Below are 11,344 nucleotides of genomic sequence, written 5' to 3'. Positions count from 1 at the left end.
GCAGAACTTTACTGCATCTTCCTTAATCGGTGAAGCAACTCTCCCAGCCCGTTTATCTGGATTTCATACATGGTACTGAGCAGCATTCCGAGCTTGCCGGCCGGGAAGCCTTGCCGCTGGAACCATTCGAGGTAAGAAACCGGCAAATCTGCAATGAACCTATCTTTATATTTCCCAAAAGGCATTTTGTAATGAAGCAGTTCTTTCAGGATCGCTGGGTCGGGGACGGGGATTTCTTGCATTCTTCATTGTATTTAAGATTCGTTTGCTGCCCGGAGTTTCAGTATAAGGTTTGTTTTCATATCAAAAAGACCCTTTTCTAAACCAACCGGATAAGTATGCGGATTCACGAAGCGTTTAATGCCTTTGTGAAAATGAGAAAGTTGCTCCTGAACGCGCTTTTTTGTTTCATGAACAGAAGGCAAGCTATATATCAAATGCCCTTTCGCAAAAACTGGCACCAATAGATCCTCGAATGTCGTGTCTTCGGGAAATGACCTGTTCCGGGTGAAATCGTAAGGATCGACCATAGTGGCCTTGTCGGTCAAAGGCGTTTCAATGTTGAAAATCATGTCTGACAAAAAGCCCTTCGCATCCTTGAACCTGCGGACCTGCTGGATTCCAGGCGTTGAAACTTTAATAGCCTGTTCGGATAATTTAAGTTTATAATCCCACTCACCTGATTCCGAGCGGATTGCAGCTAGTTTATAAACACCGCCCAATGCGGGCTGGTCATAGGCAGTTACTAGCTTGGTCCCTATTCCCCAGACATTGATCCTGGCTCCCTGGATTTTTAAACTATCCATAATATGCTCATCCAGATCATTGCTTGCAACAATGTTGGTTTTCTCAAAACCTGCCTCGTCCAGCAATTTTCTGGCTTCAATGCTCAGATAAGCCAAATCACCGGAATCCAGACGGATCCCATTCAGATCATAACCACGTTCCCGAAGCTGAATGCCGGTTTTGATCGCATGCCTGACACCATTCAACGAATCATACGTATCTACAAGCAATGTCACATTATTGGGCATATACTGCGCGTATGTTTCAAATGATTCCAATTCGCTGTCAAAAGACATGACCCAGCTGTGCGCGTGCGTGCCCTTCACGGGAATGTCATAAATCTTGCCAGCAATTACATTTGAAGTTGCGTCGAAGCCGCCAATATATGCCGCCCGACTTGCCGTAATGCCGCCATCCGGGCCTTGCGCACGCCGTAGACCAAATTCCAGCAAGGCATCATCCTTGGCGACAAGCCGCATTCTGGCCGCTTTTGTGGCAATGAGTGATTGGAAATTGATGAGATTTAATAAAGGTGTTTCCAGCAACTGGCATTGTAATATAGGCCCCTGAATGCGAAGAAGCGGCTCATTAGGAAACACGGCCGTTCCTTCCGGAATCGCGTCAATGCTGCATGCGAATTCCAGGTTTTTAAGATATTCCAGAAAACCAGGTTCGAACAATTTCTTGCCATCATTTCCGGTAATGGAGCCTACATATGCCAGATCATCTTCGCTGAATCGATAATCATTCAAATATTCTATCACACTGCCCAGGCCGCAGGCAATTGTAAAACCGCCATGAAACGGATGTTTTCTGAAATAAAGATTAAAAACCGCTTCCTGCTCCGCTTTCCCAGCTTTCCAGTACCCGTAGGCCATTGTAAGCTGGTATAAATCAGTAAGTAAGCTTAGTGATGTGTTATATAATTGATTAATCATCCCGCATTTTGATACATTATGAGGGGCTAATTAATAAAATTAATTGACACTTTCTTCCAGCGCAGGAAATTGCTGCTTCCACATTTCGTAGTATTTTCCTTTTTTGCTTAGCAGTTTTTTATGACTTCCTTCCTCGATTAATGTGCCTTTTTCGAGCACTACAATCTTTTCCGCACTCATTACCGTGCTGAGCCTGTGGGCAATGATAATAATGGTTTTATTTTTTTTGCGAAGCGATTGCACCGCCAACTGAATGTGCTGTTCGGACTTGGAATCCAATGATGAAGTGGCCTCATCCAGAATGAGAATTTCTGGATCTCGGTAAAGTGCCCGGGCTATCGCTAAACGCTGCCGCTGCCCACCTGATAAGCTCGTGCCATTTTCTCCGATATAAGTATTAAAGCCATTGGGCAGATTTTCGATAAATTTCATAATGTCGAGCTCCTGACAAATGGATACGATTTTTTTCATATCCGGCTCAAATTCCCCAACCGCAATGTTGTTAATCACATTACCAGCGAACAAATGTACGTCCTGCGGCACCGCACTCACCATTTGCCGGAGGCTATCATTCGTCAGATATTTTATATCAAATCCGCCCAGCTGAATGTTGCCGTTCTCAATCGGATAAATGTTTTGAAGCAACGAAAGCAATGTCGTTTTTCCCGAGCCGCTTTCCCCAACTACCGCCGTAATCTTACCTTTTGGGATCATTAAGTTTAATCCCTCAAAAACAGTCACGCGCGTTCCGTAACGGAAATGTACATTGCGGAAATGAATGTCTCCGATCATATCGGGCGTCAGCACGGCCTTATTTTCAACCGATTCCCGTTCTATATCCATGATTTCAAAAAGCCGGTCTGCGGCAATGCTGGCGTCCTGAATGGTTTTGTTCATGCCGATCAGACTGGAAACCGGGCCCGTGAAATAGCCGATTATAGCGTAGAAAGAAAGCAGCTCACCCGGCGTAATGATGTTGTTTAATACAAATAACGACCCGGCCCATAGCAGAATAATCGTGAACGCACTCGAAACAAAACCGCTGAAATCGCCGATCCAAAGTGAGTTTGTATTGGACTCATAGACCGAACGCAACATGCCGACAAAGCGCGTTTCGGTGCGCATATTGGTAAAATCTTCGAGTCCAAAACGTTTGATCGTGCTTACTGCATGAATCGATTCGACCAGCTGCGATTCCAGTTCGGCTGAACTTTCCATCAGTTTCCGCTGGGTGGACCGGTTCATTTTGTTGGAGAAATAATAAATGATCGCGTAAAGCGGTACCACGCCCATCATGATGAGCGCCAGTTTCCAATAATACGTGAACATTAGCACGAAGGAAAAGACCAGAATGAACATATTGACCGCGAAACCGATCAGCACGTCATTGACAAAAACCCGGATCTTCACCGCATCATTCATCCTGGAAATGATCTCTCCAACACGCATGTTATCAAAAAATTGCTGCGGCAGGCGGAGTAAATGTTTGTAATAACCCAAAATCAGCCTCGCATCGATCTGCTGGCCGGTCTTAATGGTTAGCAAGCTTTTCGCATGATTGATCACAACTCTGAAAAGCAGAATTCCAATCATGACAACGCCCATCAGATTCAGCAGGTTACGATTTCCTTCGGGCAGCACATTATCTACAATTTTTTGTAAAAATATAGATGTCGAAAGTCCCAGAACCGTATAAATGATCGCTCCCATAAGGACTTGCAGCAGGATCGACTTGTGCGGTTTGAGCAAATACCAGAAGCGCTTTTTAACCGAAATCTTCTCATTTCCGTCAATGAATGTGTCACCCGGCTGCACTAGAATCAAGACGCCCGTCCAGATCCTCTTGAACTCATCATAACCCATCGTCATCAGCTCTCCGCGCGCAGGGTCCATTATCTCAACCGTAGTATCGGTAACATGGTAAACCACAACATAATGATGTAAAACCTGCTTAATGATCACGTGGGCAATTACTGGAACAGGCACATGCGGAAGCTGTTCAAAATCCGCTTTCACGCCCTTTGCATTAAATCCAAGTTTAGTAGCGGCCTCAATCAATCCGAGTACATTTGTTCCTTTCTTGTCCGTAGAAGCATATTGCCTGATCCTGGCAACAGGAATTGTGAGGTTATAATATGCCGAAATCGACGCAATGCAAGTTGCGCCGCAGTCCGTTAGGTCGTGTTGCTTAATGATCGCGTTTTTCAGCCTGCTGCGCGAGTTGAAGAATGGAATAAACTGAACCAGACGGTTAAACGAATTTTTAACCTTTGTATATATACGATTGAAAGGGCGCTCGTTCATGGGAATCAATTGAGAGGTGGGGTGGCCGTGGTAGCAACCAGATTTGGGTTCAGCCAGTCATCGGCTTTATCATACATTAACTGGAATAATGTGCGCTCCGTGACCAAAAAACGCGCTTGAAGCGTCATTCCTTTTTTCAGTTTACCAACATATCCATTGCGTAGCCGAAGCGAATTCTGATCGAGCTTACACCTGACTTTGAAAAATGGCGTCTCTTTTCCGTTCGTATACACATCATTCGAAATGGAAGTTACTTTCCCGGTTACCAGGCCCCATTGATTATAATTATAGGCATCCACTTGCAAACGGCTTGTCGTTCCAGGTTGTATCAAACCAATGTCTTTGGGCAGCACGTACATTTCGGCAACCATTTGCTCATCGGGTGAAATTTCTGCCAGAAACTCGTTCGCAGCTACAATGCTGCCGGGCTGCAGTCCTTTTAATTGCTGAATCGTGCCGCTAATAGGCGCTTTAACGACGTAATAGTCTTTTTCGCGTAAATATTGTTTGTTCTGAGAATTGAGCTCGCGGCTTTTCATCTGCAACTGTGTAAGCTCCGATTCCCACCGCGCCTCCTCCTCTTCCATTATGGTTTTGATCTTATTCGTGGCTGTGCTATGCAGTAAAAGCGCTTTATCAAACTCGGCTTCGGAAATCGCCTTCACTTCGTACAGCTTTTTGTTTCTGACAAAATCCTTTTCAACCGTTAGTAATGTCGTTTTTGCATCTGTAATTTTTTGCCAGAACAATGCGAAATCCTGCTTGTATAAACCACTCGACAACCCGGGTTTTTTGCTCCAATTATTCGTCCGGCTCAGATGCAGCAGCACGTTCAAATCCTTAATTTGGTTACCAAAATCTTCTTTTTGTGCCCTGACAAGCTGATTCTGTTCTTTCAGGATTTCCGCCTCAATCTTTAATAAGGTCTGTCCCTTGACAACGCGCTGGTTTTCCGAAACGAAAATGGAATCCAAACGCCCGCTGACAAGCGCTTTGATCTCATTCCGGTCGTCAGAGGAACGAATAATGCCTGTACTTTTCACGCTGACGTCCACAGAGATCAGGAACAGCGAAAAAAATGCAACGATCATAATGAGCATGAGCAACTGATAAACCAGATGCGAGCGTGTGTTGTGTTGATGGAAATGATAATCCGAGGTAAATTCCAGGATTTCGGGAGGAAATATCTTGTTAGAGGCAGTATTGTTTTTCGATTCCATAATAATGCGTGTTTTTCATTATTGCAAAAAACAGGGGCAGCCTAAGCCACCCCTGCCGATACTAGTTAATTCCACGTCCTTATTGCGTTATAGAATTAAAGATTCCACCCAAATCCAAACCTAATCCGAAATTCGTTTTTTCGGATGAACCATCATCATCCACCGTCTCGTTGCTGAACGCAATGCCCAACGATCCGAAAAGGCCGCCTGATGAAGCAGAATCGCTGCTATTACCAAGACCTAAAAGGCCACCATTGATTTCTTTCATTTCTGCGAGATTCAATTCTTGAAATTTCATAATACAAATAGTTAGTTAAAAATAGCTTACTCTTTTTCAGGTTTTCTGCTACCCCTGTTGAACATCGTGTTCGCCATGGATATTTAAACATCCATGCCATAATCCAGGCAAGTAGTTGATTATCAAACAACTAATAAGAATAAAGTACAACCAAAACGAATGATGTCACCGATCTAAACTTAATTCTCTATCGTATCACACGCGGGTTTCCTTATATAGATTACCGGTAATGTGCAGAAAGATTAAGAAGCATTATTTGCCTGCATATTCCTGAAAGTGCCTTGATTACACCTGCTGGTTGTGGCTATTGAGGTCTCCTGTGCGCGAGCCCTTCAATCAGCATTTTCAGTGACCCATTTTTCTACAATCGGAGAAATGAGTTCAGCACTCTATTATCCAAATAGACTTTGTTGCTGTTTTTGAAAAAAAATGAAATTTAGATTAGATAGGTGATCTAAATGCTTACAAATCCTCTTTTCCTTGAAATTCAAGCATTTATACTCATTGCTTAAGTTATCAAAATTTGTGATTTCGATAGAATATGAAAAAATCAAAAACTTGTATTCTGTGGAAAATGATCTTTTGCCTATCTAAAAATCGTATGTATTTCATTAAATGGAGTTTCTTGTTCACTAAAAGGACGTTTCATGAACGAATCGATAGACACGAGGATCAGGGCTGTTGCATTGAATATCAGAAAGATCAGAGAATACCGGAATTATACACAGGAATATCTGGCCATGAAGCTGGGCATTTCACAAAATGCATATAGTAAGATCGAATTAGGCTACACACGCATTACGCTGGAACGCCTGATCCAGATTTCGCAAATCCTGGGCGTGGATTCAGTTGATCTGCTGAGTGCTAACGCAGAGAATATGGTCAGGTTACACACTACAAAGTGACCTCATTACAATAGAAAAAGGCTGTCTCCTACTTGGAAACAGCCTTTTTCTATTTTATAGCAGTATATCAAATTGCTTCCAGGATGCGCTCGATAGCAACCTGATAGCCAATTTTTTCTTTCAAATCACTGATTGCAACGCGCTCCTGCTCCATGGTATCTCTATGGCGGATCGTAACGGTGTCATCTTCCATAGTCTGATAATCAACCGCAACGCAAAACGGCGTTCCGATCAGGTCCTGGCGGGTATAACGCTTTCCAATCGCAGCTCCGTCATCATAAGTAGTCCGGAAGGACGATTTCAACGAATTCGCAATGGCTTGCGCTTTCTCTGCCAAACCATCCTTTTTAACCAATGGAAGCACGGCAACTTTAAACGGAGCCAGCGCCGGATGCAACTTTAAGTAAGTTCTTTCCTTCACATTATCACCTTCTCCAACCGTTTCAACTGTATAAGCATTGCAGAAAGTAGCCAGGAACAACCTGTCCGCTCCTACCGAAGTCTCGACAACATACGGAATGTAATTTCCATAAGGCTTGCCGTTCTCGTCCAGGTCAGAGTCAAAATATTGTTGCTTTTTCTTCGACAATTCCTGGTGGTTTCGCAGGTCAAAATCGGTTCTTGAGTGAATGCCTTCCATTTCCCTGAAACCAAACGGAAACTGATATTCAATGTCCACAGCAGCGTTTGCATAATGCGCGAGCTTTTCATGATCGTGGAATTTCAGTTTTTCAGCAGGCAGTCCAATCGCTTTATGGAACTTCATGCGTGCTTCTTTCCAGCTTTCATACCAAGCCATTTCAGTGCCGGGGCGGATGAAAAATTGCATTTCCATCTGTTCAAATTCCCGCATACGGAACGTAAACTGGCGCGCAACGATCTCATTTCTAAATGCTTTACCAATTTGCGCAATCCCGAAAGGAATCTTCATCCGGCCGCTTTTCTGCACATTAAGGAAATTAACAAAAATCCCCTGCGCAGTTTCCGGACGCAAATAAATCAGGTTCGACTCCTCAGCCACCGAACCAACTTGTGTGCTGAACATGAGGTTAAACTGACGAACCTCCGTCCAGTTAGCAGTTCCTGAAACAGGACATTTGATATTCTCTGCGATAATCAGTTCACGAACGCCGGTCAAATCTTCCGCACTCAGCAAACGGCCCATTTCAGCCAGCAGCGCTTTGCCTTTTTCTTCCTGGCCCTCCGCTTCATATTGTTCGGCTTTTCCTTCCAGCAACTGATCCGCACGATAACGCTTTTTGGAATCTTTGTTATCGATCATCGGATCATTAAAACCATCGACGTGACCGGACGCCTTCCAGGTCAGCGGATGCATAAATATAGCCGCATCAATGCCGACAATGTTGTCGTGCAATTGAGTCATGGCCTTCCACCAGGCCGCTTTAAGGTTATTTTTTAATTCAACACCATTCTGACCGTAGTCGTAAACAGCTTGCAGGCCGTCATATATTTCAGAAGAGGGAAACACAAAACCGTATTCTTTGGCATGCCCAACAATGTCTTGTAAAGAAGTAGCAGGTGCTTGGTTCATTCTATTTGGTTAAAAATCAACAAAAAACAACAATTGAATCCACTAAAATCACTAATTGGGCAAAATTAGCGAATTTGCTGTCAATGCGGCAGGAAGCTTGGAAAATTTAGGATCAAAGAGAAGGGCTTCCATTTGTCCTGACACGATAAATAGGCGATTTGGAAATCAGTAAGCTATCTAATTTGCTGTCAAGTGGCTCAACCCCGTCAAGCTGGTCAAATGTGACGCCTTCGTCGACGAGCATTTTGAGCACATCCTCGTCAACATTCGCATACTGCCTCGACCACCCGCTTCCAGGGTCTCCCGACAATGTCAGAAGACTTAAACCCGGAACATAATTGAGAATAAACCTGCCATTCTTTTTCGCAATGACTTCGTAGGCTTCCCTATCCTTTGCACTTTGCTGGTAATGTGCGTAAAGTTTAGGAATTGCCTGCTCCCTTTGCGCTACTCTATCCCCTTCTGTAAGGTAAATCGTCGATATTATAGGGTCAATTTTGTCGCCACATGCCCATAGCAGCATAACCATTAATGGAAGTACGAGTCGAAATTTCATATTCTTTTAATATAGATAAATACCGTCCCGCCCTTCCGACGCCAATCTGGGGGCGGGACTTTCTGCTGCAAGATATTCGACATTTATTAGGAAATAGCTCGGAATGTCCGCTCAGTTACCTGGCGGCAGGTGCGAGTGTCCTATCGGTATTGCGAGTGCAAGAAAATATTTTCCAAAATCAAAGCAACATTGTCCGAAACTGAACAAGTTTACGCCTGGAAAATTAGGTAACATATTGATTTTGAATTAGTAACAAGTATGGCATATTAGTTTTATAAGATACAATCATATTGCTTTCCAAATCCTGACTAATAACAACTTCATATCATGTTCCTCAACTACTTCAAAATAGCGTTTCGAAATTTTCGCAATCAACGGCTGTTTAGCAGTCTGAATATATTTGGCCTTGCGATTGGCATGGCGGCGGTGTGGCTGATGGTTTTGTATGTGGCGGACGAGCTGAGTTTCGATCGTTTTCATGAGAAGGCCAATCGCATTTACAGGGTTACGCACGAGGAAGAATGGCCGACCGGAAGCTTTAAATTAGCCCCAACTTCGGCCCCTTATGCTGCTGCCATGCAAAATGAATATCCCGAAATTGAAAAAACCGTCAGGATCAGCACGGAAGGTGGCGGGACGATCACATTTGCCGAGAAGAAGATTGAGGCCGGCAGTATTTTCTTCACCGATCCTTCCATTTTTGAAGTCTTTACATACCCGATGCTTTACGGCGATCCCAAAACAGCATTGCAGGGTTCTCAGAAAATAGTGCTTACCAAAACGCTGGCTGAAAAACTGTTCAGTAAGGCTTCGGATGCTGTGGGAAAGACAGTCCTTTTTTCCAATAATTTCCCAAATACAGTAACAGGCGTGATCGCAGACCTGCCCGCAAATTCGCACATGAATTTCGAAGCTTTACGCTCTCTACCGGATAATTACACTTCCGGCTGGCAGCAGTCTGACCTGTACACTTATATCTTGTTAAAAAATGGCGTCGACGCTGCCAAATTTGAACAAAAACTCCCTGGCTTTTTTGAAAAATATCTCAAAAAGGAGATGGGAAATATGCAGTATAAAATGACTTTACAGCCACTGACCTCCATTCACTTACATTCGGATCTCGAATTCGAGATCGGTGCGAACGGAAACATCAACACGATTTATATATTTTCTGTTGTTGCGGCGCTTATCCTCATCATTGCCTGCATTAACTATATCAATCTTTATACGGCGCGTTCCATGAAGCGGGTGCGTGAAGTGGGCGTGCGGAAAGCAGTGGGCTCAAAGCGCTCCCAGCTGGTTGCCCAGTTCCTTACTGAATCATTTTTGATGACCATACTGGCAGGCATAATCGGCGTGTTGCTGGTCAAGATCGCATTGCCGTTCTTTAATGAATTGTCGAATAAATCATTGACTATCAGTTATCATAATGGCTGGTCAACCATGTTGGCGGCACTGGCATTTGTAGTGATTATCGGCTTGGTGAGTGGCGTGTATCCTGCTTTGATGTTATCCGGATTTCGTCCCGTTATAGCATTGAAAGGCCAGCTAGGCAGCCAAATCGGCGGTGCGCAATTCCGAAAATCGCTTGTGGTTTTCCAGTTCGCCGTGACCGTCATTATGATCGCCTGCTCGGGCATTGTGTACCGGCAATTGTACTACGTCAATCATAAAGACCTGGGATTCAATAAGGATCAGGTCTTAACATTCCACATTGATAAATTCGAACCCAGGAATCAGATCAACGCAATCAAACAGAAACTAAACCAAAGCCCCCTCATTGAAAGTGTCTCGGCTGCAAGCAATCCACTAGGTAACAATAACTTAGGTTCCGGGGGTTTGTTCATTGAAACCGAATCAGGTGAAATGCCCAGTTCAACACAGGTTGTTAAGCGTTTTTCTGCTGATGGGGATTTTGTCAAAACATTGGAAATAAAACTTTCTCAAGGCAGAAGTTTCCAGAACGACTCCCCGGCTGACCTGACCGATGCGCTGCTGGTAAATGAGGCGATGGTAAAAAAACAGGGCTGGAATGATCCTGTGGGCAAAAGAATCCGGTATTTTATTGATGAAAAAGGCACAACAAGAGAAGCAAAAGTCATTGGCGTAGTTGCAGATTTTCACATTTATTCCTTACAGCATAAAATTGAGCCGCTGGTGATCCAGCTTCCGGCGCCATCGGACAAAGACAATGTGTACGTGCGTATCCAACGTGGAAAAACGCAGGAAGCGCTGGCATATATAGGCAATGCTTATAAACCTTTTGATCCCGAAGCAAAGCTTGATTTTCATTTTATTGATGAAAATTTTTCCAGGCAATATCAGGCAGAACAGAAGCAGGGAAGCGTTTTGTTATCATTTGCGATTCTGGCCGTTATCATTGCCTGCCTGGGCTTATTTGGGCTCGCCGCGTTTGCCGCAGAGGCCCGGACGAAGGAAATTGGCGTAAGGAAAGTCTTGGGTGCCAGTGTTCAAAATGTGGTGATGCTGCTATCGGGCGACTTCTTGAAACTGGTCGTGATCGCCATTGTCATCAGCATTCCTGTGGCAGTGTACGCGATGAAAGAATGGCTCAAAAACTTTGAATATCAGACAGGTTTATCATGGTGGGTGTTCGCGTCGGCCGGTTTTATTGCATTGGTCATTGCGCTGGCGACGGTGAGTTTCCAGGCGCTCAGGGCTGCGCTCGTTAATCCGGTAGAATCGCTGAAAAGCGAATAAGGTCTAGAAATTAACACTAAGCGGCAAATCGTTAAAAATAGTTAAACGGCAGGTCAGCGGAAAT

9 protein-coding genes are annotated in these 11,344 nt (G+C 44.2%); 2 read left to right on the top strand and 7 right to left on the bottom strand.

All coding sequences use genetic code 11. The features are described 5' to 3' along the window. Positions 1-8 precede the first annotated feature (8 nt). From L0659_RS09265 to L0659_RS09245, 5 genes are all read right to left on the bottom strand, one after another. Positions 9-242 carry a DUF3820 family protein gene (locus L0659_RS09265; protein ID WP_235125627.1) on the bottom strand — a complete coding sequence of 78 codons (234 nt, stop codon included), beginning with the start codon at positions 240-242 and terminating at the stop codon, positions 9-11. A gap of 12 nt (positions 243-254) precedes the next feature. Then, positions 255-1,724 (bottom strand): nicotinate phosphoribosyltransferase, encoded by a 1,470-nt coding sequence (locus L0659_RS09260; protein WP_235125626.1) that lies wholly within the window; start codon positions 1,722-1,724, stop codon positions 255-257. A 39-nt stretch (positions 1,725-1,763) separates the two neighbouring features. After that, positions 1,764-4,028, bottom strand: a complete 2,265-nt coding sequence (locus tag L0659_RS09255) for a peptidase domain-containing ABC transporter (RefSeq protein ID WP_235125625.1) — start codon at positions 4,026-4,028, stop codon at positions 1,764-1,766. A 5-nt stretch (positions 4,029-4,033) separates the two neighbouring features. Next, the gene (locus tag L0659_RS09250) at positions 4,034-5,248 is read right to left on the bottom strand and encodes an HlyD family secretion protein (RefSeq protein ID WP_235125624.1); all 1,215 of its coding nucleotides are present in this window, start codon (positions 5,246-5,248) and stop codon (positions 4,034-4,036) included. 79 nt (positions 5,249-5,327) lie between these two features. Then, entirely contained in the window at positions 5,328-5,546 is a 219-nt protein-coding gene (locus L0659_RS09245) for a hypothetical protein (protein WP_235125623.1), read from the bottom strand. 647 nt (positions 5,547-6,193) lie between these two features. On the opposite strand from L0659_RS09245, the gene L0659_RS09240 reads away from it, so the two are divergent. Continuing rightward, the gene (locus tag L0659_RS09240) at positions 6,194-6,451 is read left to right on the top strand and encodes a helix-turn-helix domain-containing protein (protein ID WP_235125621.1); all 258 of its coding nucleotides are present in this window, start codon (positions 6,194-6,196) and stop codon (positions 6,449-6,451) included. A 67-nt stretch (positions 6,452-6,518) separates the two neighbouring features. Here the strand turns inward: L0659_RS09240 and L0659_RS09235 are convergent, their stop codons facing one another. Both L0659_RS09235 and L0659_RS09230 read right to left on the bottom strand, forming a co-directional pair. Beyond that, the gene (locus tag L0659_RS09235; RefSeq protein ID WP_235125619.1) at positions 6,519-8,003 is read right to left on the bottom strand and encodes a glycine--tRNA ligase; all 1,485 of its coding nucleotides are present in this window, start codon (positions 8,001-8,003) and stop codon (positions 6,519-6,521) included. A 112-nt stretch (positions 8,004-8,115) separates the two neighbouring features. Next, positions 8,116-8,559 carry a hypothetical protein gene (locus L0659_RS09230; protein WP_235125617.1) on the bottom strand — a complete coding sequence of 148 codons (444 nt, stop codon included), beginning with the start codon at positions 8,557-8,559 and terminating at the stop codon, positions 8,116-8,118. 327 nt (positions 8,560-8,886) lie between these two features. On the opposite strand from L0659_RS09230, the gene L0659_RS09225 reads away from it, so the two are divergent. Continuing rightward, entirely contained in the window at positions 8,887-11,280 is a 2,394-nt protein-coding gene (locus L0659_RS09225; RefSeq protein ID WP_235125615.1) for an ABC transporter permease, read from the top strand. Positions 11,281-11,344 lie beyond the last annotated feature (64 nt).

The sequence above is a fragment of the Dyadobacter sp. CY347 genome (assembly GCF_021502655.1).
Classification (GTDB): Bacteria; Bacteroidota; Bacteroidia; order Cytophagales; family Spirosomataceae; genus Dyadobacter.
Note: the sequence above shows the minus strand (reverse complement) of the source record. Positions and strands in the feature narration are given on the sequence as shown.